The 26,369-nt window shown below is 64.5% G+C and carries 24 protein-coding genes; 13 read left to right on the top strand and 11 right to left on the bottom strand.

Annotation, left to right across the window (positions count from 1 at the left end):
• Positions 1-44 precede the first annotated feature (44 nt).
• Positions 45-1,625: an isocitrate lyase gene (locus tag MRBLMU1_RS32280; protein ID WP_363510752.1), complete on the top strand. Its 1,581-nt coding sequence runs from the start codon at positions 45-47 to the stop codon at positions 1,623-1,625.
• 92 nt (positions 1,626-1,717) lie between these two features.
• Here MRBLMU1_RS32280 and MRBLMU1_RS32275 read toward each other — a convergent pair whose 3' ends face one another.
• From MRBLMU1_RS32275 to MRBLMU1_RS32245, 7 genes are all read right to left on the bottom strand, one after another.
• Positions 1,718-2,689 carry an AraC family transcriptional regulator gene (locus tag MRBLMU1_RS32275; RefSeq protein ID WP_363510749.1) on the bottom strand — a complete coding sequence of 324 codons (972 nt, stop codon included), beginning with the start codon at positions 2,687-2,689 and terminating at the stop codon, positions 1,718-1,720.
• Positions 2,690-2,807: 118 nt separating this feature from the next.
• Positions 2,808-4,346 (bottom strand): carboxylesterase/lipase family protein, encoded by a 1,539-nt coding sequence (locus MRBLMU1_RS32270; protein WP_363510746.1) that lies wholly within the window; start codon positions 4,344-4,346, stop codon positions 2,808-2,810.
• A 183-nt stretch (positions 4,347-4,529) separates the two neighbouring features.
• Positions 4,530-7,406 carry a TonB-dependent receptor gene (locus tag MRBLMU1_RS32265; protein ID WP_363510743.1) on the bottom strand — a complete coding sequence of 959 codons (2,877 nt, stop codon included), beginning with the start codon at positions 7,404-7,406 and terminating at the stop codon, positions 4,530-4,532.
• Between the two features lie 411 nt (positions 7,407-7,817).
• The gene (locus MRBLMU1_RS32260) at positions 7,818-8,525 is read right to left on the bottom strand and encodes a DNA-binding protein (RefSeq protein ID WP_363510740.1); all 708 of its coding nucleotides are present in this window, start codon (positions 8,523-8,525) and stop codon (positions 7,818-7,820) included.
• Positions 8,526-8,633: 108 nt separating this feature from the next.
• Positions 8,634-9,038 carry a YgiW/YdeI family stress tolerance OB fold protein gene (locus tag MRBLMU1_RS32255; RefSeq protein WP_363510737.1) on the bottom strand — a complete coding sequence of 135 codons (405 nt, stop codon included), beginning with the start codon at positions 9,036-9,038 and terminating at the stop codon, positions 8,634-8,636.
• A gap of 151 nt (positions 9,039-9,189) precedes the next feature.
• A complete protein-coding gene (locus MRBLMU1_RS32250; protein ID WP_363510734.1) occupies positions 9,190-10,599 on the bottom strand; it encodes an ATP-binding protein in 1,410 nt (469 codons plus the stop codon).
• Positions 10,589-11,254: a response regulator transcription factor gene (locus tag MRBLMU1_RS32245; RefSeq protein ID WP_363510731.1), complete on the bottom strand. Its 666-nt coding sequence runs from the start codon at positions 11,252-11,254 to the stop codon at positions 10,589-10,591. Before MRBLMU1_RS32245 ends, MRBLMU1_RS32250 begins: the two co-directional genes overlap by 11 nt.
• A 216-nt stretch (positions 11,255-11,470) precedes the next feature.
• On the opposite strand from MRBLMU1_RS32245, the gene MRBLMU1_RS32240 reads away from it, so the two are divergent.
• From MRBLMU1_RS32240 to MRBLMU1_RS32225, 4 genes are all read left to right on the top strand, one after another.
• Positions 11,471-11,917: an Rrf2 family transcriptional regulator gene (locus tag MRBLMU1_RS32240; protein WP_209723029.1), complete on the top strand. Its 447-nt coding sequence runs from the start codon at positions 11,471-11,473 to the stop codon at positions 11,915-11,917.
• A gap of 138 nt (positions 11,918-12,055) precedes the next feature.
• Positions 12,056-12,700 (top strand): NADPH-dependent F420 reductase, encoded by a 645-nt coding sequence (locus MRBLMU1_RS32235; protein ID WP_363510727.1) that lies wholly within the window; start codon positions 12,056-12,058, stop codon positions 12,698-12,700.
• Between the two features lie 154 nt (positions 12,701-12,854).
• Positions 12,855-13,313: a nuclear transport factor 2 family protein gene (locus MRBLMU1_RS32230; RefSeq protein ID WP_363510724.1), complete on the top strand. Its 459-nt coding sequence runs from the start codon at positions 12,855-12,857 to the stop codon at positions 13,311-13,313.
• Between the two features lie 136 nt (positions 13,314-13,449).
• Entirely contained in the window at positions 13,450-13,905 is a 456-nt protein-coding gene (locus MRBLMU1_RS32225; RefSeq protein WP_315215361.1) for a fasciclin domain-containing protein, read from the top strand.
• 71 nt (positions 13,906-13,976) lie between these two features.
• Here MRBLMU1_RS32225 and nhaR read toward each other — a convergent pair whose 3' ends face one another.
• Positions 13,977-14,876 (bottom strand): transcriptional activator NhaR, encoded by a 900-nt coding sequence (gene nhaR, locus MRBLMU1_RS32220; RefSeq protein WP_363510721.1) that lies wholly within the window; start codon positions 14,874-14,876, stop codon positions 13,977-13,979.
• 115 nt (positions 14,877-14,991) lie between these two features.
• Between nhaR and MRBLMU1_RS32215 the strand changes: the two genes are divergently transcribed.
• From MRBLMU1_RS32215 to MRBLMU1_RS32195, 5 genes are all read left to right on the top strand, one after another.
• Entirely contained in the window at positions 14,992-15,357 is a 366-nt protein-coding gene (locus tag MRBLMU1_RS32215; protein WP_363510718.1) for an HPF/RaiA family ribosome-associated protein, read from the top strand.
• Between the two features lie 28 nt (positions 15,358-15,385).
• Positions 15,386-16,342 (top strand): TerC family protein, encoded by a 957-nt coding sequence (locus tag MRBLMU1_RS32210; protein ID WP_363510715.1) that lies wholly within the window; start codon positions 15,386-15,388, stop codon positions 16,340-16,342.
• 25 nt (positions 16,343-16,367) lie between these two features.
• Positions 16,368-16,790, top strand: a complete 423-nt coding sequence (locus tag MRBLMU1_RS32205) for a TerB family tellurite resistance protein (RefSeq protein ID WP_363510712.1) — start codon at positions 16,368-16,370, stop codon at positions 16,788-16,790.
• 187 nt (positions 16,791-16,977) lie between these two features.
• Positions 16,978-17,814, top strand: a complete 837-nt coding sequence (locus MRBLMU1_RS32200) for a metal-dependent hydrolase (RefSeq protein ID WP_414646141.1) — start codon at positions 16,978-16,980, stop codon at positions 17,812-17,814.
• A gap of 19 nt (positions 17,815-17,833) precedes the next feature.
• Positions 17,834-18,511, top strand: a complete 678-nt coding sequence (locus MRBLMU1_RS32195; RefSeq protein WP_363510709.1) for a type 1 glutamine amidotransferase domain-containing protein — start codon at positions 17,834-17,836, stop codon at positions 18,509-18,511.
• A 25-nt stretch (positions 18,512-18,536) separates the two neighbouring features.
• Here the strand turns inward: MRBLMU1_RS32195 and MRBLMU1_RS32190 are convergent, their stop codons facing one another.
• Entirely contained in the window at positions 18,537-19,319 is a 783-nt protein-coding gene (locus MRBLMU1_RS32190; RefSeq protein WP_363510706.1) for an anti-sigma factor family protein, read from the bottom strand.
• The gene (locus tag MRBLMU1_RS32185) at positions 19,316-19,819 is read right to left on the bottom strand and encodes an RNA polymerase sigma factor (RefSeq protein ID WP_363510703.1); all 504 of its coding nucleotides are present in this window, start codon (positions 19,817-19,819) and stop codon (positions 19,316-19,318) included. Before MRBLMU1_RS32185 ends, MRBLMU1_RS32190 begins: the two co-directional genes overlap by 4 nt.
• Positions 19,820-19,936: 117 nt before the next feature.
• Between MRBLMU1_RS32185 and MRBLMU1_RS32180 the strand changes: the two genes are divergently transcribed.
• Both MRBLMU1_RS32180 and MRBLMU1_RS32175 read left to right on the top strand, forming a co-directional pair.
• Complete coding sequence (locus tag MRBLMU1_RS32180) at positions 19,937-21,250, top strand: S8 family serine peptidase (protein ID WP_363510700.1); 1,314 nt, start codon at positions 19,937-19,939, stop codon at positions 21,248-21,250.
• A 100-nt stretch (positions 21,251-21,350) separates the two neighbouring features.
• Positions 21,351-21,932: a hypothetical protein gene (locus MRBLMU1_RS32175; RefSeq protein WP_363510697.1), complete on the top strand. Its 582-nt coding sequence runs from the start codon at positions 21,351-21,353 to the stop codon at positions 21,930-21,932.
• Between the two features lie 128 nt (positions 21,933-22,060).
• Here MRBLMU1_RS32175 and MRBLMU1_RS32170 read toward each other — a convergent pair whose 3' ends face one another.
• Positions 22,061-23,071 (bottom strand): LacI family DNA-binding transcriptional regulator, encoded by a 1,011-nt coding sequence (locus tag MRBLMU1_RS32170; RefSeq protein ID WP_363510694.1) that lies wholly within the window; start codon positions 23,069-23,071, stop codon positions 22,061-22,063.
• 271 nt (positions 23,072-23,342) lie between these two features.
• On the opposite strand from MRBLMU1_RS32170, the gene MRBLMU1_RS32165 reads away from it, so the two are divergent.
• Positions 23,343-26,357, top strand: a complete 3,015-nt coding sequence (locus MRBLMU1_RS32165; RefSeq protein ID WP_363510692.1) for a TonB-dependent receptor — start codon at positions 23,343-23,345, stop codon at positions 26,355-26,357.
• The last annotated feature ends 12 nt before the right edge of the window (positions 26,358-26,369 follow it).

Raw genomic sequence — 26,369 nt, 5'->3', positions numbered from 1 at the left:
CTCGACGATTTTCCCAAACGCGCTTTTTCTTTCAGGAGATACACATGTCCCAATACCAAGACGACATCAAGGCTGTTGCCGCTTTAAAAGAACAACAAGGCAGCGCCTGGAACGCCATCAATCCCGAGTCGGCCGCCCGCATGCGCGCCCAGAACAAGTTCAAGACCGGCCTGGACATCGCCAAGTACACCGCCAAGATCATGCGCGCCGACATGGCCGCTTACGACGCCGACTCGTCCAAGTACACCCAGTCGCTGGGTTGCTGGCACGGTTTCATCGGCCAGCAAAAGATGATCTCGATCAAGAAGCACTTCAACAGCACCGACCGCCGCTACCTCTACCTGTCGGGCTGGATGGTCGCCGCGCTGCGCTCCGAGTTCGGCCCGCTGCCGGACCAGTCGATGCACGAGAAAACCGCCGTCACCGCGCTGATCAAGGAGCTCTACACCTTCCTGCGCCAGGCCGACGCGCGCGAGCTGGGCGGCCTGTTCCGTGAACTGGACGCCGCCGAAGGCGCGGCCAAGGCCGCCATCCAGGAGAAAATCGACAACCACGTCACCCACGTGGTGCCGATCATCGCCGACATCGACGCCGGCTTCGGCAACGCCGAGGCGACCTACCTGCTGGCCAAGCAATTCATCGAGGCGGGCGCCTGCTGCATCCAGATCGAGAACCAGGTCTCCGACGAGAAGCAATGTGGCCACCAGGACGGCAAGGTCACCGTGCCGCACGAGGACTTCCTGGCCAAGATCCGCGCCATCCGCTACGCCTTCCTGGAACTGGGCGTGGACGACGGCATCATCGTCGCCCGCACCGACTCGCTGGGCGCCGGCCTGACCAAGCAGATCGCCGTCACCGCCAAGCCGGGCGACCTGGGCGACCAGTACAACGCCTTCCTCGATTGCGAGGAAGTGTCGGCCGACGCGCTGGGCAACGGCGACGTCATCATCAAGCGCGACGGCAAGCTGCTGCGTCCGAAACGCCTGCCAAGCAACCTGTTCCAGTTCCGCGCCGGCACCGGCGAGGCGCGTTGCGTGCTCGACTGCATCACCTCGCTGCAGAACGGCGCCGACCTGCTGTGGATCGAAACCGAAAAACCGCACATCTCGCAGATCGGCGGCATGGTCAGCGAAATCCGCAAGGTGATCCCGAACGCCAAGCTGGTCTACAACAACAGCCCGTCGTTCAACTGGACCTTGAACTTCCGCCAGCAGGTGTACGACGCGATGAAGGAAGCGGGCAAGGATGTGTCGTCCTACGAGCGAAGCAAGCTGATGAGTGTGGAATACGACCAGAGCGAACTGGCGATCACGGCCGACGAGAAGATCCGCACCTTCCAGGCCGACGCTGCCCGCGAAGCCGGCATCTTCCACCACCTGATCACGTTGCCGACCTACCACACCGCCGCGCTGTCGACCGACAACCTGGCCAAGGAATACTTCGGCGAGCAAGGCATGCTCGGTTACGTGGCCGGCGTACAGCGCAAGGAAATCCGCCAGGGCATCGCCTGCGTCAAGCACCAGAACATGTCCGGCTCGGACATCGGCGACGACCACAAGGATTACTTCAGCGGCGAGGCCGCGCTGAAAGCGGCCGGCAAGGACAACACCATGAACCAGTTCTAATCCCCGGGATCCGGTGACGGACTGAAAAAAGCTCGCCGCGGCGGGCTTTTTTTTTCGCCCTCCCGCGCCGGCATCTCGGTCAACTCCCAATCCTAATCAGCAGTGCCCGCCAACCCGTACGGCTTGGCTTGAACATCGTCGAGTTGCTGGATGGACTTGATGTGCCGCATCGGCGGCGCGCCGAACATGCGGCGGTATTCGCGGTTGAACTGGGTCGGGCTTTCATAGCCGACGCGGAAGGCGGCGGTGGCCGCGTCGGCCGCCTCGCTGAGCATCAATTCCCGCGCGTGGTGCAGGCGCAAGTGCTTTTGATACTGCAGCGGGCTCATCGCCGTCATGGCACGGAAATGGTGGTGCAAGGTCGACACGCCCATCCGCGCGATCTCGGCCAGCTGCTCGACGCGCAGCGGCGCCATGTAGTTCTGCTTGAGCCAGGAAATCGCCGTCGCCACCCGGTTGGTCTGCGTGCCGGACAGCGCGATGCGCCGCAGATATGCGCCCTGCTCGCCGCTGAGCAAGCGGTACAGGATCTCCTCGTGGATGTGCATGGCAAGAAAGGGAATGTCGCGCGGCGTCTCCATCAAGCCGATCAGGCGGGCCAGCGCGTCGAACAGCCCGGTCGTGGCGGTTCCCACCGCGATGGCCATCCCGACCCGCTGGGGCTCGACGGCGCGCACATCGTGCTGCACGATGATGCGTCGCAAGCACTCGAGGTCGAGCCGCAGCAGGGCCGCGTAGTAGGGCTCGGTGTCGCTGGCGTCGAGGATCTGCACCGTCGTCGGCAAATCGATCGCCGTGAGCAGGAAGTTCGACTCGTCATAATCCAGGACCTCGGCGCCGACCACCACCCGCTTGCGGCCACGAATGATCAAGGAAACGCTGGGTTCGTAGATGCTGGAAAACGGCGCGGACTGTTCGGTCACGCGATACAAGGTCAGGCCCGGGACGCCGGTCTCAAGGACCGGCGCCCGCCAGTCCAGCCGCGCGCAATCGGCCAGGATGCGCTGTCGCACGGGCAAGGTGTGCTCGCTGGCTGGACGGTCCTTCAACTCTAATGCTTTCACTGGCGCTCCCGGAATCTCACCTTGCCAGTCTAGCCGTGCGCGCGTGGATTCCGCCAGCACATTGTTCTACGGCGACAGGATTGGGCAAGAGTTAGACAGGATCGAGCTAGGGCACAGACTATTTTTCCATCGGGGGAAACACCGAGAAGTCGGGCAAGGGATGGCGTTTGAGTTCGGTGTCGTTGCCGATGCGCATCACCGACGCGTTGCCGCCATCGTATGCGGGCCAGGCCGGCAAGCCCTTCCCTTCCGGACCGCCCGTGGCGGCGAAATTGACCCAGGTCCGGGCCAGCCGCGCCGCCAGTTCGCGGTCCGACCTGGTCCACGCGCGCCCATCCTTGTCGAGATTGTCGAACACGTACGGAATCTCGGCGCCGTGGCCGGCGCCGCAGCCATAACCGCAAGGTGTCGCTGGTTCGGCCGGCTGGTGCGCGAAGAAATACGCGTACGATTTCGCGCGGCCATGCCTGGCTTGCAGCTTGGCCCAGTACAGGCTGCCCCAGCCCCACCAGTCGTTGGTGAGCCGATCGATGGAGGCTTTGGCCTGGGCATCGGTGGCGCCCGGATAGCGCGCCATCAAGGCGTCGGACGGCGCGTAGCCGAGCAACTTCGTCACCAGCCCGCGGTGGCTGGCCGCCGTGAAATCGCCGGTGCCCAGGATCTCCGGCGCCAGGTCCTTGCCCTCCTCGGCGTTCCACCCGACCAGCAGCGGCACGTCGTTCTGACGGTGGTGGCGATAGGTCGTGCTCAAATCTTCGCGCAACACGTGGCCATCGACGATCGCCTGTGGCGACCAGGCCGGTTTCTGCAAGTCCGCGACGCTCATCGCGCGCAGCCGCGCCAGGTCGCGCGCTCCCAGTCCTTGCGCGAACGCGAGTCCCTGCGCCTCGGCGCGCCGGCGGTCCAGGTGGGTGGTGTCGGCGGCGTCGAGCGGCACGGCGGCATAGCCGCTCTCGGCGATGGCGCGCTGGAACAGCCCCTTCGCCAGCGGCGAGACCACCATCGCCCCGACCGACGTGCCGCCGGCCGACTCGCCGGCGATCGCCACGCGCTCCGGATCGCCGCCGAAGGCCGTGATGTTGCTCTTGACCCAGCGCAATGCCGCGATCTGGTCCAGCAGGCCCTGGTTGCCGGAGGCATGGTCGGGCGATTCGGCCGACAGTTCCGGGTGGGCGAAGAAACCGAAGATGCCGAGGCGGTAATTCAGCGTGACGACGACGGCGCCGTGCCCGGCCAGGTTGCCGCCGTCGAACCCGCCCTGCGCGGCGGTGCCGCCGTAGTAGCCGCCACCGTGTATCCACACGATCACCGGCAGCTTCGCGGCTTTCTCGGGCGACCAGATGTTGAGGTAGAGGCAGTCCTCGCTTTTCGGATTGGCCACCCACACGGCGGTCTGCGCGCAGGCGGGGGCATAGCCCGTCGCCTGCTTGACGCCCTGCCACGGCACCACGGGCTGCGGCGCCCGCCAGCGCAGCGCGCCGACCGGCGGCGCGGCGAACGGCACGCCCAGATAGGCCCGCATCGCGCCGGCGCGCGTGCCGGCGATCTCGCCGCCGGTCACCTTGACCGCAGCGGTCAGCTGGTCCGCATGGGCCGCGCCGGCCGCCAGGCCCCCAAGGTGCAACGCGACCAGGGTGGCCGCACGTAAATGTCTCATTATTATGTTCTCCGATAATGGTCGGAATGCTACTCGCTTTATTCATTGGCAACAGTGTGAATTTGCGCAGCCCCCTTTTCGAAATTCACCAATGGCTTGGCGCGAAAAAAAACGCGTCGGGGACCGAGGCCCGCGACGCGCAAATAAAATCGCCCCCTTGCGGCGAGTACTACATGGTGACGCTTACATCTTCCAGCGCAAGCCAACCGCGACCGAACGTCCGATCTGGAGCGTACCGAAATTGGTCGTCTGCGGGGTACCCGCATTGCCGAAATGGTAGTACTGCTGCTGCATTTCGTTGGTCAGGTTGACACCGCTGATATCGACCGACATGTTGTCGTTGATCTTGTAGGACACTTGCATGTCCACGCTCTTTTCCGGACGACGCCAGATACCGAGCGGATTGGCAAATTGCGCGGCTTCGTTGGTGGACAGGAAACCGGAGCGCCACACATAGGACAAGCGCGCGCTGACCGGGCCCTTTTCGTAAGCCAACGTGGCGTTGTAGGACCGGTTGGACACGCCGAAGAACGGTGTCTCGAGCTGGGCGACGACGTCGCCGGCATCATTGACCTCGGGCACGTTCTGCGACGACGACAGTTTCGTAAAGCTACCCTGGAACCCCAGACCGTCCAGCACGCTAGGCAGCCATTTCGGGAAATAAACCAGCCCCAGCTCGACGCCCTTGATCTTGCCGTCCGAAGCGTTGACCGGCGAGTTGATAACGTAGTCGTAGCCGTTCGTATGGTCGCCGCCCGAGGTCGAGTTACGGAACGGATCGTTCGCCGGATCGACGTGCACCCTGCGGCGCAAATCCACGACCAGGCCCTCGATCTTGCGCTGGAACGCAGTACCGTAGAGCGCGCTGTCCTTCTGGAAATACCACTCGGCCGTCAGATCCAGGTTCTTGGAGCGGGTCGGTTCCAGGTCCGGATTGCCGCCGCTGCCCGAGCCATAACCCACCCTGGTCACGTCGTCACCGAGTTGCAGGACAGGATTCAAACTACCGAAGCTCGGACGGCGCAGGGTTTGACCATAGTTAGCGCGCAGCACGACGTCCTTGGCTGGGTCGTAAATCAAGGTCGCGCTGGGCAGGAATTTGCTGGTCGACTTGCTGGCACTGGACGGCGTGACCGCCTTGGTGGTGGCGTCGACCTTATAGAAGGTCATGTCGGTATCGACCTTGACGTAGCGCACGCCGAAATTGCCGCGCAGGCGATTGCCGAACAGCTCGTTTTGGGTATTCCCCATCAAGAACAGGTTGCTCGTCTTTTCATCGACCTGGAACGTCTTCTGCAACCTTAGTTGGTCCGTAGTCAGGAAGTTCGGATCGGTCGAGCTGAACATCTTGCGCCAGTCGTCGATATGGTCGCGGATGTAGTAGGCATTGGGCTCCACCCATGAACGCGGAACGTTCGAGATATCGGTGCCGAAGCCCGAGTTGGTGGAGGAATACTCCGGACCGAGCGAGGCAAGGTTACGGTTCAAGGTGCCCGATTGGGTCCGGTTGGCCTCCGACGCCTTGCGGTCGTCGAGGCGCGCGCCGAACTGGATCGTCTGCAGCGGACCCCAGTCGGCATCGTACACGCCCGACAGATTGGCCGTCGCGGCGCTGCCCTTGTTGCGGTTGGCGTTGTCGTAGAACTGCGCGACATTCCACTTGGTCGCGTCGGTCAGGTCGGCATTGTTGTTGAAACCGAACGCCGTGTTGCCGCCGCCGGCATTGAAGTCGACGTTGATGGAAGGCGCGACGCGATCGATCCGGGTGGCGGTGAATTCCGTGTGGAAGCTGCTGGATTGGTACGACAGATCGCCGTCCAGCCTCAGCCTGTCGCCGATATCCCACTTGCCGTTCAGGGCATACACGCGGGAATCGGTTGCCGACGTGGTGTAGTCGCCGCTGTTGAAGCCATAGACGCTACCGACATTGCGGCTCTTGATGATGTTCGTTCCCGGGAACGTCGTAATCGTCCCCGCAGGGTTGCTGCCGAGATCGCCCCACCAGTCGGCAAAGCTGAACAGCAACTGGTTGAACGCCTTGTCGCGATAACCGCTGTACATCGATTCGAAGGTATAGACCGAACTGCTGTTCGGCTTCCACTGCAAGGCGAGATTGGCGGCGGGACGCTCGCGCTTGCCCTGCAGGTCGCTCTGGAAAACGGCGTCGCGCGCCAGGTAGTAAGGATAGGCTTTGCCGTTGAAATCGAGCGTGGAACCGGCTGCCGTCGGCAAGCCGGTACGGGTGCCGGGCGTCCAGATGCTGGTGTCGGTGATGCGCTGCAAGGGCGTGTAACCGGCGGGGACTTCGGCGGCGTTGGGGCTGACAAACGGCACCATCGCGCCCGGCGTCACGCTTTCGTTGCGGTACTTCGTCCGGCTCGCAGACAGATTGACCAGGGCGCCGACTTCGCCGATGCCGGTTTCCCAGCGGTTGCTTAACAAGGCGCTGACTTGGGGGTTGTACTTTTTCGCCGGATCGAGATAGGTCTCACGCGCCAGCACCGACACTTTCGGTCCCTTGAAATCGAACGGCCGCAACGACTTGACGTCAACCTGGCCCGCGATTCCAACCTCCAACTGGCTGGCGTCGCGCGTCTTGTAGACGTCGATCTGGCGCACCAGGTTCGAGGGAATGTCCTGCAGCGCGACCTGCGTGCCCGACGCGGTAAAGATAGTGCGGCCGTTCCAGGTGGTTTGGACGTCGGGCAGGCCACGGATGGACAAGGTGCCGACTTCGCCGCCGGAGCGGTTGGTGACCTGGATCCCCGTCACGCGCTGCAGCGCTTCGACGACATTGTTGTCGGGCAGCTTGCCAATGTCTTCGGCAACGATCGATTCCACGACCTGGTCGTTGGTGCGCTTGATCGCCAGGCTCTTGATCAGTGATGCCTTGACACCGGTGACGACGACGGTGTCGATCGGCTGCGTCGTTTCGGCGGCCGCTTGCGCCCACACCGAGGCGCTGCTCAGGATGCCGGCGCCGGCCAGGACGGCGACCGACAGCTTAATTTTCAGATGGTATTGGGGTGCCGCGTGGTTCCCGGTGGCAGGTACGCTCATGTCTGTCTCCATAATTATAATTTTTGTAAATGATTTAGTTCGCAAGCATGTTCTCTTGTGCTGCGAAACTAATCTTAAGGAGCGAACCGAGCACAAACCAATCAAATTTTTCCGTGCTCTGATACCGAAACCGTTATGACAACATGCTGGAAGTCATTGTTTTGATCGCGGGGGCGCCACGCCGATCAAGGGCTGCACCGGGCGTGGAGGCTGCAAAAGGGATGGATACGATGCAAGTCGCCGGCGGGCGTGGCGACCGCCAAGGGAAGGGCTCCCCACGCGGCGGGCGGCGGTAAAAAAAATCTCGGCCGCGCGGCAAAACGTTGCGTGAAAGCCGCACCGGGACGATTTCGGTGCGCGGCGCGGCGGCCTCGGCGAGGCCGCCGAGGCCGCATTGCGGATGCTGCGAGGCTATTCCGCCCGACGCGGTTCCGCGCTGCGCGACGCCAGGCGCGCCCGCAACTCCTTGATCTCCGCCGCGAAATTGTCGCGCGCCGTGACGGCGCCGACCAGCTCCATCTCGGCGTTCAGGCGCGCGTCGGACAACGCGGCGGCGGCCGCGACGTTGCGCTCGATCTGCGCGCGCAGATCGGCCAGCTGGCTATCCTTGCCCTCGATGGCCAACTGGTCCTTCGCCTTGCCGACCAGCGCGTCGGTGGCGATATGGCGCGCATTGCGCAGCTCGGCCTGCAACTGGTCGATCTCCTCGCCGCGCTCGGCCAGGGTGGCCAGCGCCTCGTCGCGCGCGGCCGTCAGGCTGGCCACCTGGGCCAGCAGCTCTTCGCGCTCGGCCTCGAACTGCTCGCCGGATTTGAGCAGGACCTGCATATCCTCCTCGGACTGCGCCAGCGCGTCGCGCACGCCGACGCCGGCCTCCTCGGCCAACTGCTGCGCCCACTTGCCCAGCGCGATGGCGATCGGCTCCGGGATATCGAGCTTGGGCGCCTCGGCCGGCTTGGCGTTGCGCACGCGCCACGCCGTCAGATGCTTGTGCACGGCGTTGACGGAGGCGCCCTCCAGCAGCGCGCACACCGCCTCGATCGTCACCCGCTCGCCGTCGCGCTGTAACTCATCGGCCGCCGAGGCGACCTGTTCGGCTGTGACTTCTTGACGTGACATTGCAGGCTCCAGTGGAAATTTAACAAATACGATCCCCACAAGATACAGATGTTGTTACGCGGCGGCAAGACTATTCGCCGAAGGTGCACGCCGCGCGCAACGGGTTGCCTAGTTGCTCACAACCTTGATTTGCTTGACGTCCAGGGTCGATTCGCCAAAGGTTTCCTTGTCGAATTCGCCGGTCAGCTCCACCAGGGTGTTCTGGTCGATCTTGGCGCCGTCCGGGAAGCGCTTGGCGTCGATCTCGACCGTCATCTTGCCGCTCTGGTCGGCGAACTCGTATTCCTCGCCGCCCTTGTGGTTGACCAGCTTGCCCTTGAGCTTGACGTACTGGTCGTCCTTGCCCTTGGCCAGCAAGTCCTTGGCGGTCATCATCGGCACGGTCGACGGCCCCGAGTAGCCGGCCGGCGCGGCGTTGGTCGACGGCCCGGCGTAGCCGCCCGGCTGGGCCACGGCGAAGGCCGAACCGGCCAGCAGAGCGGTGATGCAGGAGATTTGAAGTAGGCGTTTCATGGTGTTGTCCTTTGTGGTGGTGGGTCGTTATGGGGACCTGCTGTTTATTGCAGGCACGGACGCATTACACCGATTGGACATTAACCGTATCTTAAAGAATTTTGAAGCCAGCGCGATTCAGCACTGGCGCCAGCGGCGCATACATGGCGGATTACGCTGCGCTAATCCGCCCTACGTGGGTCACCGACGGATCTCGCTCCGGCGGCAGGTTCAGCGTGACGCCCAAACCTCGGCCGTCCAGGCCGGCGCCGAACACGATATCGATGCCGTGCAGGTCGGCGATGCGCTTGACGATCGACAGACCGAGTCCGCTGCCGCCCTGCCCTTGCCCCAACACGCGGAAGAACCGCTCCGTCAGCCGCTGCCGGCTGGCCTCGTCGACGCCGGGGCCGTCGTCGCGCACTACAATGCGGCCACGGCCGGCGATGCGGTCCGCCTCGACCTCGACCCGGCTGCCGGCCGGGCAATAGCGCAGCGCGTTGTCGATCAGGTTGCGCAGCATGATCTCCAGCATCTGCGGGTTGGCGTCCACTTTCTCCAGATCGCAGCGCGCGGTCAGCGTGATGCCGCGCCGCCCGGCCTCGCCGGCGTGGGCCGCGACGAGCCGCTCCAACAGCGGCGCCAGCGCCACCGGCTGACGCACCAGTTGCTCGCGCGCCAGCGGGTCGAGCCGCGCCAGCGCGAGCAAACTGTCGACCAGCCCCGTCATGCGCGCGATATCCTGGCGCAGCTTCTGGAAGGCCGCCGCCAGCTCCGGATGCTGCCGCTGCAGCAATTGCACATGCATGTGCAACCCGGCCAGCGGCGTGCGCAGTTCGTGCGCGGCGTCGGCTGTGAAGCGGCGCTCTGCTTGCAACGCCGCGTCCAGCCGGCCCAGCACGCCGTTCAGCGCCAGCACGATCGGCAGCAACTCGCGTGGCTGGCCGGCGGTCGGCACCAGCGCCAGGTCATCGGGCGTCTTGGCCGCGATGGCCGACGCGGTCCGGTGCAAGGGCTTGAGCACGCGCCCGGTCAACAGCCAGCACACCAGCGCCAGCAAGGCCAGAAAACCCAGCACGGGCAGCCACAGCGACTCGGCCAGCTCTTCCAGGATATCGAAGCGCTTCTTGTACTTCTGGCCGACCTGCACCTCGAAGCGGCGCTCGTCGTCGCGCACCACGAACACCCGCCAGCGGCGCTCGTCCACCTCGGGATCGGCGAAGCCGTGGCTGTCGTCGAAGCCGGTGACAAAAGGCCGGACCGGCGCGCCGCTGGTGCGCTGGATCACGCGGCCGTCGACGACGATCTGGTATTGCATATCGACCTTGCGGCCGTTCGCGCCGCCGGGCCGCGCCGACGCCAGCAGGCCGCGCTCGTTCCATTCGGTGGTGGCGGCCATGATCATGTAGCCGGATTCCTCCAGCGCATCGTCGAACACCTCGTTGGTCTCGTGCCAGGCGATGACGGTGACGATGCCGAGGCTGGCGAGCCACAGCACGGTGCTGGCCGCCACGATGACCGCCAGCAGGCGCCGCCGCAGCGACCACGGCGCGCGGTGCGGGTCGGCCGGTTTAATCGTCATCGTTCTTCAACCGGTAGCCGAGGCCGCGCACGGTGACGATGCTGTCGGCGCCCAGCTTCTTGCGCAGGTTGTGGATGTAGACCTCGATGGCGTTGCTTTCCACCTCGTCGCCCCAGCCGTACAAGGTTTCCTCGATCTGGGCCCGGGTGACGATGCTGTTCTTGCGCAGCAGCAGCGCGTACAGCACATGGTATTCGCGCGCGGTCAGCGCCACCGGCTGGCCGCCCAGGCTGGCCTGCTTGGTGTCGAGGTTGAGCGTGATGTCGGCGTGCACCAGGTCGTTGCTGACCTGGTCGGCGCCACGCCGCACCGCCGCGCGGATGCGCGCCGACATCTCCTCCAGCTCGAACGGTTTCACGAGGTAGTCGTCGGCGCCCAGGTCCAGCCCCTCGACCCGGTCGGCCAGCGCGTTGAAGGCGGTGATGAGGATGACGGGCACGGGGTTGCCGGCGGCGCGCAACTCGGCCAGCAAGGCGTCGCCGGACAGGCCCGGCAAGCCACGGTCGAGCAGCACGCAATCGTAGCGGTGGGTCATCAGCGCGGTCTGGGCCGAATCGCCGCGTTGGACCCAGTCGACCGCGTGCTGGTCGAGCCGCAGCCACGCGAGGACGGTTTCGCCCAGGGAGGTGTCGTCTTCGACTAACAGAATGCGCATGGGAGACTCGGACAGGAGATTGCCGCCAGTATGGCGGAAAAACATCACCGAGTTTGACGCGGCAAGATGAACCCAATCTTAAGGTGTCTTAGAGCCCACGATGGATCAACCGATCTCAGATCGCGTCTGAGCCTTAGAAAAATTGTTTCATAAAACAGTGTTGACACGCCCAAGTCAGTGTGTAATAGTGGCTGTAACACAGTTTCTTAGCAGATCATGCCAACCAGTTCACGCTTTGTCGTTGCCGTTCACGCCCTCGTCTCCATCGTCGTTATGGATGGCAAGCCGGTGCGCTCGGAGGATATCGCCCATTCGGCGGCGACCGGTCCGGTGGTGATCCGCCGACTGCTGTCCCTGCTGAGCGAGGCAGGCCTGACGACATCGCAACTGGGCGCCGGCGGCGGCGCCATCCTCGCCAAGCCCAGCGATCAGATTCGGTTGCTGGATGTGTACCGTGCGGTGGAGGATACGGATATTTTTACGCTGCATCGTGTCTCCCCGTTCAAGGATTGCATCGTGGGCAGCAACATCCAGGAAGCCATCAGGCCCACTCTGGACAAGGCGCAATCGGCCCTGGAGAACGAATTGTCGAAAGTCACCATCGCGGATATCGCGGCGGAGACCGCAAGATTGGGGAAATTTACGATCCCGCTGGCTTGGTAGCTTTTTTTTGACCCTAAATGTCACTGTGTTGGCTACACAAATACCTTAATCGCCGAACCATCACTGGCAAGGCAAGGACCGCAGCCTCAGGGGCACTGAGGTCCTGAACAATCCGCCCCGTTTCTTTTTGGAGTCAATATGAATATCGGTATCATTGGTTCTGGCGCCCTGGGTTCCAACGTCGCCCGCGCATTCGCCGCCAAAGGCATCTCGGCGACCATCGCCAACAAATCGGGCCCGGCATCGCTGGGCAAACTGACCGCCGAACTCGGCTCGAACATCACCGCCGGCACCATTGAACAGGCCGCCAGCGCCGATATCGTGGTCGTCGCCGTACCTTGGGAAGCGCTCGAGACCCTGGTCAAAGACCTGCCGGCCTGGAACAACCGCATCGTCATCGACGCCACCAATCCGGTGCTGTTCCTCGCCCCCGACTCCCCTGACCGCAACGACCCGAACAATCCACTGGCCGTCTATGGCATCAAGGCGATCGATCTGGGCGACCAGCACGCCAGCGCCATCTTCGCCAGGCTGGTGCCGGGCGCGCGCGTGGTCAAGGCCTTCAACCATGTCGACGCCAACGTCATTCCCCAGCCCGAAGTGGCCGGCGGCCAGCGCACCATGTTCTACGCCGGCGACGACACCGCCGCAAAGGCCGAAGTGCGCAAACTGTTCGAAACCATCGGCTACTTCCCGGTCGACCTGGGCTCGCTCGACGTCGGCGGCCCGTTGATTCAGCTGCCGTTCGGTCCCCTGGCGATGAGTAACTTCGCCAAGGTCTAAGGGCGACGCGGCCGGTATCGTCGTCCGATGCCGGCCGCATTCAATCCGTCTGGCGACCGCCAGCCCCTCCCGATCGACCATTCGTCGGATCGGCGTCGCCGACTTCACGGCAACGGCGTACGCTGCCCCCATCACTCAATCCACGGGAGCTCCGATGAAATTACCGACCACCACAATTTTCGTGCTTGCCGCCATTCTCGCTTCGCCCGTTCTGGCCGCGGACCAACCCGACTTGCGCGCCGAGATCCTGGCGGCGGACGCGCGCGTGTTCGGCGCCATCAACCAGCGCGATATCGCGACGCTGAAACAAGGCTTCAGCCCCCGGCTGGAGTTTTACCACGACCGCAGCGGCTTGACGGACTACGCCGACAACATCCGCATCTTCGAAAACAAATTCAAGGAACCGGGCACGTTGCGCCGTGAGGCAATGAACGACACGGCCGAGGTCTTTCCAGCCGGCCCGGACCGGGCGATGCACATCGGCAGCCACCGCTTCTGTTCATCGGAGGCGCCAGGCGCGAAGGAAGGCTGCGGCGTCTACCGCTTCTCGATGGTCTGGGAGAAAGAAGCAGGCACATGGAAGTTGCTGCGCGTGCTGAGCTACGGGCATTGACCGTTTCCATTGAAGTGAACCGCCAATGAACCGCACAAATCGTCGCACAGTACGCAATTTACGGGACAAATCCGACTTCAACCTATAAATTACGCGCATGCCGATTCGAAAAACGGTTCACTCAAAGGAGATGTACATGAAGAAGATCTTGATGGCAGCAGCTTTCACCATGGCTTTCGGCGCGGCCAGCGCGGCGGACATCGTCGACACCGCCAAATCGGCCGGTTCGTTCAACACGCTGGTGACGGCGGTGCAGGCGGCCGGGCTGGTCGATACGCTGAAAGGTCCGGGCCCGTTCACCGTGTTCGCGCCGACCGACGAAGCATTCGCGAAAATTCCGAAAGCCAAGCTCGACGCCCTGCTGAAGGACAAAGCCGCGCTGACCAAGGTACTGACCTACCACGTGGTGCCGGGCAAAGTCATGGCCGCCGACGTCAAGCCGGGCAAGGTCAAGACCGTTCAGGGCGAATCGCTGACCGTGACCGCCAAAGACGGCAAGGTCATGGTCGACAAGGCCCACGTCACCAAGACCGACATCGCCGCCGACAACGGCGTGATCCATGTGATCGACACGGTGGTGATGCCTAAGTAAGTTCTAAAATCTCGCCGATGGCGACGGGCTGGGTTTTGCGGAGGCGGAATCCAGCCCTTTTCCGTTGCGCGTCACGCCGACAGCGTCTCCCGCGCCGCCTGCCGGATCGCCTGCGTGGCCGGGTGGCTGATGCGCCGTTCGGTCGTGATCGCATAGACCTGTTCGCGCAGCGAAGGGATGGTGCCGACCATCACCACGCCGTACTGCGCGCAGATGGCGTCGGCGATCGCCGCCGGCGCGAAGAACAGCCCGGCGCCCGACTGCCCGAAGGCCTTGATCATGGCGCTGTCGTCGAACTCGCCGATCACGCGCAAACGCGGCACATGCGTGTGCAGCCACTGCATCAGCCTGGCGTGCACGGCGAAATCCTCCCCGGGCAACAGCAGCGGCGCATTGTTCAGGCATTCCGGGAACGGGCCGCTCAACGTCTCCACCAGGGTCGGCGCCCCGAACACGCCAAGCTCGCTTTCGCCCAGCAAATGGTTATAGCCCCGCACGCTCAGGTGGCTGGGCATGGTACGGTCGGTGATGATCAGGTCGAGCTTGTGCACCGCCATGTCGGCCAGCAGCGCGGCCAGCCTTCCCTCGCGGCAAATCAACCGGGTCGGCTCTGCCAGCGACAGCGCCGGCGCCACCAGGCGGCAAGCTACCGCCTTGGACACCGAATCGGAAACCCCCACGCGGAACGTGGTGGCTTGCGTGGCGGACTGGTCCTTGACGACCTCCAGCAAGGCGTCGCCGGCGCTGAAGATGTCCTCGGCGTGGCGCAATACCCGGTTGCCGGTCTCGGTCAGTTCCAGGCGCCGCCCCACCCGCCGGAGCAGCTCGACGCCCAGCGTGTCGGCGAATTCGGTGAGCTGGCCGGAGATCGACTGCGGCGTCAAATGCAGTTGCTCGGCGGCCTTGGCGATGCTGCCGCTGCGCGCCACCATCCAGAAGTAACGCAGGTGTTTGTAGTTCAGAGTGGCCATTAGCTATCCTTCAACACATCGTTTTATTCGATGAATTAACCAAGTATATTCGAATTGTACGAACGATTGCGCGCCCCTATCATGGTCTTGTCATCCACCAAGAAAGGAAATGATCATGAACATCGCAATCCAATCGAACGGCCTGGTCCTGACCGAGAGCCTGCGCGCCTACGTGTATCGTCGCCTGCAAACATCGCTCGGCTGGGCGTTGACGCGCCGCCTGGCCGTGTGGCTGTCGGACATCAACGGTCCGCGCGGCGGCCGCGACAAGCGCTGCAAGATTCAGATCAGCTTGGACAACGGCAAGACCGTCGTCATCGAGGATACCGAGGAAGACATGTATGCGGCGATCGACCGCGCCGCCGACCGCGCCGACCGCGCGCTGGCACGCCAGTTGTCCCGCAGCCGCGCCTTCACCCACGACAAGGTGGCCACCCTGGCGCCGGCGGACGAGGAGTCCGACGGCAAAGACGATCGTTAAAACGTAACAACCAAGCGGAGAGCGGCAAATGACTGGAATCGAGAACATCGCCACCGCCCCCATGTGGGCGGGCTTCGTGGCCTTCGTGCTGCTGATGCTGGCCGTCGACCTGTGGGTCTTCGGCGGCAACAAGGCTCACAAGGTGACGGCGCGCGAGGCGGGCGCATGGTCGCTGGGCTGGTTCAGCCTGGCGTTGGCGTTTAACGGCGGCCTGTGGTGGTATTTGAACGGCACCGTCGGCGCGGAGATCGCGGAACAGAAATCGCTGGAGTTCCTGTCCGGCTACCTGATCGAGAAAGCCCTGTCGGTCGACAACATCTTCATCTTCCTGTTGATCTTCACGGCGTTCCAGGTCAAGCCTGAATACCAGCGGCGCGTGCTGATCTACGGCGTGCTGGGCGCGATCGTCATGCGTGCCATCATGATTTTGGCCGGCGCGTGGGTGGTGAGTGAATTCAGCTGGGTGCTGTACCTGTTCGGCGCATTCCTGCTGTACACCGGCGTGAAGATGCTCAAGGCGGTCGACGAGGAACCGGACGTCAAGAACAATCCGGTGCTGCGCTTCGCCCGCCGCCACCTGCCGGTGTCCGAAGGCGATCACGGCGAGAAGTTCTTCGTGTGGAAAGACGGCAAGCGCTATGTGACGCCGCTGCTGCTGGTGCTGATCCTGATCGAGGTGACCGACCTGGTGTTCGCGGTCGATTCGATCCCGGCCATCTTCGCCATCACGTCGGACCCGTTCATCGTGTTCACGTCGAACATGTTCGCGATCCTTGGTTTGCGGGCGCTGTACTTCCTGCTGGCCGATATCGCAGACCGGTTCCACCTGCTCAAATATGGCCTCGCGCTGGTGCTGTGCTTCATCGGCTTGAAGATGCTGTTGCTGCCGTGGATACACATCCCGGTCCACATCTCGCTGTCGGTGGTGGCCGTGCTGATCGCAGGTAGCGTCGTCGCCAGCTTGTATGTGACGCGTAAGAAATAAACTAAATTTTTGAAGGAGTAACGCAATGAGACATTACGAAACCGATAGCGCCAGCGCCGCTGGCCGACTCGTGGCCCTGTGCATGGTGGTGGACGGCAACATGGCGCCGTCCGAGCTGCAGGCGCTGCAACGTTCGCGGCTGCTGGAATACATCGACATCGACATCGACAACTTCCACGACCTGGTCGACGACCTGTGCCAGGACATGCTGAGCACCTCCGTCAAGCACGAGCACGTGGTGCTGGACGAGGCAACCATCGACGCCCTGCTCGGCGAGATCCAGGACCCGGCGCTGCGCCGCCAGCTGCTGCGGGCCATGTGGAACATCGCCGACGCCGACGGCGTGCTGGCCGACGCCGAGGCCAAGCTGCTGTCCCGGGCCTGCGCCGTGTGGTCGGCGGAGTCGCACTTCGTCAAGGAGGAAGTCAGGCAGCTGGCGATCCGCTAAGCTGAACCGACCGCACCACACCAGCCGCCACCGCCGAAAAGCGGCGGCGGCTTTTTGCATTTGGGCAGCCGCGGCCGTCCCGGGAATGAACTCGGTGGGACGGTGTCCGGCACAGCTCGACCGTGTGACGCGCTCTTCGCATGTGGCGTATGCTAAACATTCACCCAACGCACTCGAGGAGCACTCCATGCCACGCCCATCGAAGACGCTGCGCGCCATTGCCGCAACCGTGATGCTCGCCACCGCCGTCGCCGTCCCGGCCCAGGACAAGACGGGCAACAAGACGGAAGTGCAGTGGCTGGGGCAGGCGACCTTCAAGATCACCACGCCGGGCGGCAAGGTCATCGTCGTCGATCCCTGGCTGACGTCCAACCCGAAAACGCCGCCGGCCTACAAAAACCTGGAGGCGCTGGGCAAGGTCGACCTGATCCTGGTCACGCACGGCCACAACGACCACTTCGCCGACGCCCCCGCGCTGGCCAAGCTGAACAACGTGCCCGTCTACGGACCGGCCGGACTGATGCAATCGGTGGCGGCGCTGGAAATTCTGCCGGCCACCCAGGCGGTGCGCTTCGGCAAGAGCGGCACCGTCACGCCGCTCGGCGCGGACATCAAGATCACCGCCGTGCACGCCGAGCACAGCTCGGAGCTGGGCTGGAAGAACCCGGCCACCGGCAAGGACGAGGTGCACGTCGGCGGCGAGCCGGTCGGCTACATCATCGAGCTGGAGAACGGCTTCAAGATCTATCACATGGGCGACACCGGCCTGTTCGGCGACATGAAATTCATCGGCGACTACTACAAGCCGGACCTGGCGCTGATGCCGATCGGCGGCCACTTCGTCATGAGCCCGAAGGACGCCGCGATGGCCACGCGCGAATGGCTGCATCCGCGTTTCGTGATCCCCATGCACTACGGCACCACGCCCCAGCTGAAAGGCACGCCGGCCGAATATAGCGCCGCGCTGGGCCACAGCAAGATCAAGGTCATGGCCATCAATCCCGGCGACAAGCTGGACTTCTAAATTTACGCAAAGGAAACACATGAACATTCTTATGGTACTGACCTCGCACGACCAACTGGGCGACACCGGCAAGAAAACCGGCTTCTGGCTGGAGGAATTCGCCGCGCCGTACTACAAGCTGAAGGAAGCCGGGGCGAAGCTGACCCTGGTGTCGCCGAAGGGCGGCCAGCCGCCGCTCGATCCGAAGAGCGACGAGGCCGACGCGCAAACCGAAGCGACCAAACGCTTCAAGGCCGATCCGGAGGCGCAGGCGGCGCTGGTCAACACCGGCAAATTGGCCGGTGTGTCGGCCGCCGACTTCGACGCCGTCTTCTATCCTGGTGGGCATGGTCCGCTGTGGGACCTGGCCGAGGACCGCGACTCGATCGCGCTGATCGAAGCGATGATCGCCGCCGGCAAGCCGGTTGCCGCCGTCTGCCACGCGCCGGGCGTGCTGCGCCACGTGAACGGCCCGGACGGCAAGCCGCTGGTCAACAGCAAGAAGGTGACGGGCTTCACCAACACCGAGGAAGAGGCGGTCGGCCTGACCAAGGTGGTGCCGTTCCTGGTCGAGGACATGCTGCGGGAACGCGGCGGCATGTATTCCAAGCTGGCCGACTGGCAGCCGTACGCGGTCGCCGACGGCCTGCTGGTCACCGGCCAAAATCCGGCGTCATCGGAAGTCGCCGCCGAGGAGTTGCTCAAGCTGTTGAAGTAACCGGCCAGGCCGGTGGCCCGCCGGATCAGCGCTTCCAGCCGCGTTGTTTGGCCGCCTGCTCGGCTTGCGCATCCAAGGTCGTGCCGGCGATGCGGGCGTCAATCGCCTCCAGCACGGCGGAAGGCATCGCGCTGCCGGCCTGACGGTACTCGCCCGCTTCGCCCTCGCCCGCCTCGGTCATCATCACCAGCTTCCACTGTTCGCCGCTGCGGCAGGCAAGGCCGGCCGACTGGCGCACCGTAAAGCTGCGGCACAGCGCGCCATCCTTGGCCGCGAAGCTGACACCGATATCGACCGCCTCACCGCTCGTACCAGCCAATTGCTGCGACAGCGCGTTCGCCAGCTCCCCCCGCGCCACCAGCGCGCCATCGGCGCCGGCGACGACGATGGCCGCCCCGCCCGCTCCTTCGCGCGCGGCGCCGCCCAACACCAGGCTCCCCACCAACACCCCGACCACCAGCGAGGCGGCCACACCGCCCCACTCCCGCCACGACCAGCGACGCTCCCCATGCTCGGCCGCGTGGGACGCCGACGACGCCGCGTGATGCGCCCCGCCGGCGCGGGCGGCGCGCACCGCGCTCAAGTCGGCCACCTTGCCGGGCAACGCCGCCGCCACCAATCTCGGCGGAACCGGCTCGTCGGCGATGGGCGCGAAGGCGGCGAACACGTCGGCCCGCAGCGCTTGGTGCTGCGCCACCCTGGCGGCGACGGCCGGATCGCTGCGCACCGCGCGTTCGACCTCGCTGAACGCCGGCTCGGCCAGTTCGCCGTCGGCGTAGGCCATCAGGGTTTCATCGGAAAAGCTCATGTCGCGGTCCTCTTTTGATCGGATAATATTTCCTGCAATGCGGCGCGGGCGCGCACCAGGCGGCTGGTCAGGGTGCCCATCGGAATCTCCAGCACCTCGGACGCCTCCTTGTACGGCATGCCGTCGACCAGCACCAGCGCCACCACCATGCGGTGCTCCTCGGACAGCATGCCGACCGCCTTCTCGATCGCCATCCTTTGCTGCTGCGCTTCGGCCGCCTGGTCGCCGACGTGCTCGCCCGCCTCTTCCGGCGCGAACAGGTTGTCGCGCCGGATGCGCGAGCGCACCTCGTCGATCCAGGCGTTTTTCATGATCCTGAAGATCCAGCTGTCCAGGCGCGTGTCCGGCTGCCATTGCGCGCTGCGGGCCAGCGCCCGCTCGACCGCGATCTGCACCAGGTCGTCGGCGTCCTCGCGGTTGTAGACGATGGTGCGGGCGAACCGGCGCAAGCGCGGCAGCAAGGCGGCGATGTCGTTGTCGATGGTGGCGTTTGCGGTCATGGATATCAGGTAAACGTCGGGGCGAGGGATTTTAATCCCAGTCCCGTTCGTTTATTCATCAGAAGCCGAATGCTTATACTATCATCGTCCATTATGCTAAACAGACCGCTACTAAACGTGCGACGGCTGCGATTGGTTGTCGCGCTGGCGTGTTCGCTTGCCGCCGGCACCGCCGGAGCGCAGCTGCGCCTGCCGCAGGTGCAGCTGCCGCAATTGCCGCAGGTTCCGCTGCAGGATGGCCTTGACGCCAACGTGGTGCGAGAGCCCGGCCGGCGCCTGCTGCAGCGCGTCGACGTTGTCGATCTGCGGGCGTTGCGGCTGAACCAGATCGGCGACCTGCTCAAGCGGCACCGCGACGCGCTGGAGGCCGACCCGCGCGGCGAACCGGTGGTGCGGCACGAAATCCTGGCTTGGTCGCCCAGTCCGGCCGGCATAGCGGCCGCCACGTCCGCCGGCTTGATCGTCATCAACACTGGCGGCGACGAAGCCGTCACCGTGCTGCGCGTCCCCGACGGCGCCGACACGGCCGCCATGCTGGAGCGCCTGCGCGCGGCCGATCCCGACGGTGTCTACGACTTCAATCACATATACACCGGCAGCGCCAGCGCGCCGGAAACCCGGGCGCAAGCGGCGCCGTCGGAGGCACGGAGCGCCGCGCCGGCCGGCAAGCCCGGCGCCGTCCGGGTCGGCCTCGTCGATGGCGGCATCGCCCGCGACCACGAGGTGTTTCGCGACGCCGCCATCGTTCCCTGGGGGTGCGATGGCGCCAGCCATCCGGATCCGCACGGCACGGCGGTGGCCGCGCTGATGATCGGCCGTTCATCCCGCTTCAAAGGCGCGCCCGGCGCCTCCCTGTACGCGGCCGACATCTACTGCGACAGCGCCACCGGCGGCTCGGCCTCGCGCATCGCCGGCGCGCTGGCCTGGCTGGCCAGGGAGCAAGTCCCGGTGGTGAACATCAGCCTGGTCGGACCGCCCAACCGGATACTCGAACAGGTCGTCAAGCGCATGGTGCAGCGCGGCCATCTGCTGGTGGCGGCGGTCGGCAACGACGGTCCCGCCGCGCCGCCGCTGTATCCGGCCAGTTATCCGGGCGTGGTCGGCGTGAGCGGCGTCGACGTCAAAGGCCGGCCGCTGCCGGAGGCCGCGCGCGGGCCTCAGGTGATGTTCGCCGCGCCCGGCAATCAAATGGTGAGCGCCGCCATCGGCGCCCCGCCCTACCGCGCCGTGCGCGGCACATCGTTCGCGTCGCCCATCGTCGCCGCGCTGCTGGCCGGCGCGCTGGACCGGCCCGGCGTGGAGGCGGCCGGACGGGCGCTGGCCGCCGTCGCCAAAACCGCGTCCGGCGTCGCCGCCGGCACCATCAGCAACGAGACCGGCCACGGCGTGGTCGGCGCGGCGTTTCGGACCGATCCATCGGCGTTTCGATAATTTTCAAAAATATTTTCATCGCGATGGATTAAACCGTCGAGACCGGACGTTTTCCTTATGAAAGCCGCGGATAGTCCGTGGCGCTAACAAGGAGAACATCATGAAAAACGTCACCATCGCAAAACAACTGATCATCGCCCTGTCCATCGGCGTCGCCTGCTCGGCGCACGCGCAATTGCTGGGACGCGGGGGCGTCGGCGGCATGGTCGGAGGCGCCGGCAGCATTGGCGGCCAGATCAGCGGCATGGGGTCGTTCACGCGCCCGGCGGCGGGGACGATCAATGCCGACCAGTTGCGGCAGACGCGCAATGGCGCGGGCGAGACCGGCAATGCCGGTAAAGCCAGCAATGTGGGCAGCCAGGGCGGCGGCAACGCCAGCGGCGGCGCGCAGGGAGCGATTGGCGCCGATAGTGGCGGTATGGGCATGATCGCCGGCAGCGCGGTGCAAGGCGCGCGCGGCGCGGCGGGTCCGTTGCGCGACGCGGCCGGGACGCAGGCGGAGAACACACGTGGCTACGCGCAGTCGAGCGCGGCGAATGTTTCGGGCGCCGTCAACGGCAGCCGGCAGGCGGCGGCCGAAGGCGCCGGCCACAGCGGCGCGGCGGCCATGGCGGCAAAGCCAACGGCGAGCGCCAGCGGTTCGGCCAGCGGCTCGGCGGCCAATGAATCTTCGACGAACTAGGCTCCCTCGCGGAGACACGTAGGGGCGGATTAGCGAAGCGTAATCCGCCGTGCATGCTCCGTTGGCGGCTCAAAGATGGCGGATTACGGCGTTCCGCCTGATCCGCCCTACGTGGCTCCAGATCAATACTAGCCGACCGCCTTCGCCAGCGAAGCCCGCAAGGTCATCGTCACCGGATACCGATGCGTCACCGGACGCTCCAGATCATAGCAACCGTTGAGCAGCGCATTCAACCCGTTCTGCGTCATTTCGCGCCACGGCATGTGCACCGTCGTCAGGCGCGGCGCCGAAAACTCCGCGCTCGGCGTATCGTCATAACCGATCACCGACAATTCGCTCGGCACATGAATCCCGGCCTCCTGGAAATACGACAACGCCCCGACCGCCATCTCGTCATTGGCGCAGAACAGCGCGGTGCAGGCGTAGCCCGACTCCATCAACTCCTTGGCCGCCGACCAGCCGCCGGCCGGCGAAAAATCGCGCTCGACCAGCCACACCTTGCTGGTATCGATACCGTTGTCCGCCAGCTCATACATGAAACTGTCGATACGCACCACGTTATCCGGCAAACTGGCCGGCCCGGACACCACCGCGATCCGCCGGTGCCCATGCTCGAGCAAGGCGCGCGCCGCCATCTTGCCGCCCAGCCGATGGTCGACGGTGAAGCACTGCCCGGCGATGCTGTCGAAGTAATGGTTAAGCAGCACCACTTGGTGCTGCTTGGCGCCCAGCGCGGCGATGTCCTCCTCCAGCAGCACATTGGTCATCAGGATCAGCCCGTCGCAGCCACGCTCGATGAGAAACTCGATGCCTTCGATGGCCTGCTGGCGCGCCCCGCCCAGCCCGACGCCGAACGCCACCACCATGTGCAGGCCGGCCGTGCGCAGCTCGGTATCGATGATCTGCAGGATGGGCGTGTAGAACGTTCCGCTCAGCACGGGAATGTAGACGCCGATCATGCGGCTGCTGCCGGACAGCAGCGAGCGCGCCGCGTGCGACGGCCGGAAACCCAGCTCCTCGATCGCCGCCCGCACCTTGGCCACAGTCGCCGGCGACACCGAGCCCTTGCCGCTGACCACCCGCGAAGCGGTCCCCAGTCCCACGCCGGCGAGGCGGGCTACGTCTTTGATGGTGGCCACGTGCGCGTCACTTTTTGTTGAAAAATATCTGGATGGGCATCCCAAGTGTCTCATTTTGGAAACGTTCCCATATGGTGCACGCCTTGATTTCCCCTGTCAATGAAAACCTCCGGCGTTTTCGCACGATCGCAAATTGACTTTAAAAAACGAACGATGCTATATTTGCCAGTATAGAATGGAAACCTTTCCAAGATATTTCAAAAATTGAAATGGTAGCGATGGTGGGCGGCAGGGCAGCGCGAAAGCGGTTTATAAAAACAGAGGAGACAACATGCATTATCCAAAGACACGACAGAAATTAATGAGCCTGGCCGTGGCCAGCGCGTTCGTGGCAACGGCCACGGCCCTGCCGGCGTTCGCGCAAACCCCGGTGGCCGGCCAAGCCGCGCCGGTCGAGATGGCCGGCGAGGCGCCGGTGGTGCAAAGCGTGGTGGTGACCGGTCTGCGCCAGAGCCTGATTTCGTCGATGAACCTCAAGCGCAATTCCGACGGCGTGGTCGACGGCATCGTCGCCGAGGACATCGGCAAGTTCCCCGACACCAACCTGGCCGAGTCGCTGCAGCGCATCTCCGGCGTGTCGATCGACCGCTCGATCGGCGAGGGCTCGAAGATCACCGTGCGCGGCGTCGGCCCCGACTTCAACATGGTGTTGCTCAACGGCCGCCAGATGCCGACCTCCAACCTGGGCGACTTGAACGGGCGCGCCTTCGACTTCGCCAACCTGGCGTCGGAGGCGATCTCGCAGCTGCAGGTGTATAAAACCAGCCGCGCCGACACCCCGACCGGCGGCATCGGCGCCACCGTCAACGTGATGACGGCGCGTCCGCTCGACCGTCCCGGCCTGCACGCCAGCTTCGGCGCCAAGGGCGTCTACGACACCTCGAACGACAACCTGCCGGGCGACGTCAAGGCCAGCAACTCGACCACGCCGGAATTGTCCGGCCTCTACAGCAACACCTTCGCCGACGGCAAGTTCGGCATCGCCATCACCGGCAGCTACCAGGAACGCAACCTGGGCTACAACACCGCCGCCGTCTCCAGCGGCTGGCACGGCCCGGTGCGCGGCGACGAGAACAGCTGGGGTTCGATCCCGCAGCCCGGCGCCGCCGGCTCGGAAAACATCACCAACCGTCCCGGCCCCAACGACGTCTACATGGTGCCGCAGAACCTGAACTACAATTTCAACGGCGTCAAACGCCAGCGCACCAACGGCCAGTTGACCCTGCAATTCAAGCCGGTCAAGGAACTGGTCACGACCCTGGACTACACTTACTCGGAAAACAAGATACAGACCAAGCGCAACGACATCAGCGCCTGGTTCAACTTCGGCCCGTCGGCCAGCTCGTGGACCAAGGGTCCGGTGTCGAGCCCGCTGAGCTACACCGAGATCATCCCGCGCAACGCCAACGACCCGACCATCGGCACCTCCGACGTGGCCATGGGCGGCGCCGACTTCGCCACCAAGACGCAGAACAAATCGCTCGGCTTCAACGCCGTCTGGAAGCCGACCAACGACCTGCGCCTCGAGCTCGACGCGCACCGCTCGTCGGCCACCTCGGGCGCCGACAGCCCATTCGGATCGAGCAATACGCTCGGCACGGCCAGCTTCAGCCGCGGCAACACCACGGCCGACTTCAGCCAGGACTTCCCCGTGCTGAGCATGGAAGGCGTGGACTTCACCAAGGCCGGCCAGCAGGTCACCGGCTCGAACTTCAACAACTCGTACATGCGCGGCGAGGTCGAGCAGACCCAGGTCAAGGGCGCGTGGAAGGTGTTCGAGGCGTCCGAGCTGAAATTCGGCGCCGGCGCCACCAAGGTCGACAACCGCTCGGCCTTCTCCAACAACCAGCGCGACACCTGGGGCGGCGCCACCAAGGCTGCCGACTATCCGAGCAACGTCTGGCACAAGGACACCATCCGCCAGTACTTCGACAAGATCGACGGCAGCGACAACCCGGCGTTGTTCAACCAGTTCTACACCTTCAACTTCGGCCAGGTGCGCCAGCTGGCGGCCACCGCCTCCGGCCTGCCGGCGCTGTACCTGCCGAAGACCACCTTCGACAACGACTCGCGCGTGGAGGAAAAATCGAAGTCGGCCTACGTCCAGTTCAACACGGACTGGGACACGGCGATGCCGATCCGCACCGCGCTCGGCGTGCGCTACGAGAAGACCGACGTCGTCTCGACCGCGCTGGTGCCGGCCGCCACCAGCATCAGCTGGGTGTCGCAGAACGAGTTGCCGGTCGCCTTCGGCGCGCCGACCTTCACCACGCTGACCGGCAAGTACCACAACATCCTGCCGAGCCTGGATTCCGACATCGAGCTGACGCCGACGCAGAAACTGCGCCTGAGCTACGGCCACAGCATCGGCCGCCCGCGCTACGACCAGATCCAGGGCGGCACCACCCTGAACTCGCTGGCGCGGGTCGACGGCGGCACCGGCAACCAGGGCAATCCGGCGCTGAAACCGGTCAAGTCCAAGAACCTGGACCTGTCCTACGAGTGGTACTACGGCCAGCAGAACTTCTTCTCGCTGGGCTACTTCCGCAAGGATTTGACCAACTACGCGGGGCAATCGACCTTCAACGCCACGCCGTTCAACCTGCACACGCCGGTCGGCGGCGCGCTGTGGAACGAGGCGCTGGCCAACGGTTGCGCGACGGCCGACACCACCTGCATCCGCAACTACATTTTCCGCAACCACCCGACCGCGCCGGGCGTGACGCGCGGGCCGGACGACAACGGCACCGGCAACGCCACCGGCACCATCGTCGGCCAGCCGAACGATCCGATCGCCAACTTCAAGATCAACTCGTTCGCCAACCAGAAGAAGGCCAGCCTGGACGGCATCGAGGTGAACCTGCAGCACATGTTCGGCAGCAGCGGCTTCGGTATCTCGACCAACTACACGTACGTGAACTCGGGCCTGAAGTACGACAACGCCAGGCTGGGCGAGCAGTTCGCGCTGGTGGGGCTGAGCAACTCGTCCAACGTCGTCGGCATCTTCGAGAACGACAAGTGGACGGCGCGGCTGGCGTACAACTGGCGCGGCGAGTTCCTGTCGTCGACCTTCGACTCCTACGGTCCGAATCCGCAGTACACGGAGTCGTACGGCCAGATCGACCTGAGCGTTGGTTATAACTACAACAAAAACATCAGCCTGCAATTCGAGGTGATCAACGCCGGCAACTCGATCCAGCGGGTGCACGGCCGCACCAAACAGGCGGTGGAGTCGGTCACCCAGGCCGGACCGCGCTACATGCTGGGGGCGCGCTACAAGTTCTGATGTAGTGTAATT

It is taken from the genome of Burkholderia sp. LMU1-1-1.1, assembly GCF_040675865.1.
In the GTDB taxonomy this organism is placed as follows: Bacteria; Pseudomonadota; Gammaproteobacteria; order Burkholderiales; family Burkholderiaceae_D; genus Rugamonas.
The sequence above is the reverse complement of the archived record's forward strand: the minus strand, read 5'-3'. Positions and strand labels throughout refer to the sequence as shown.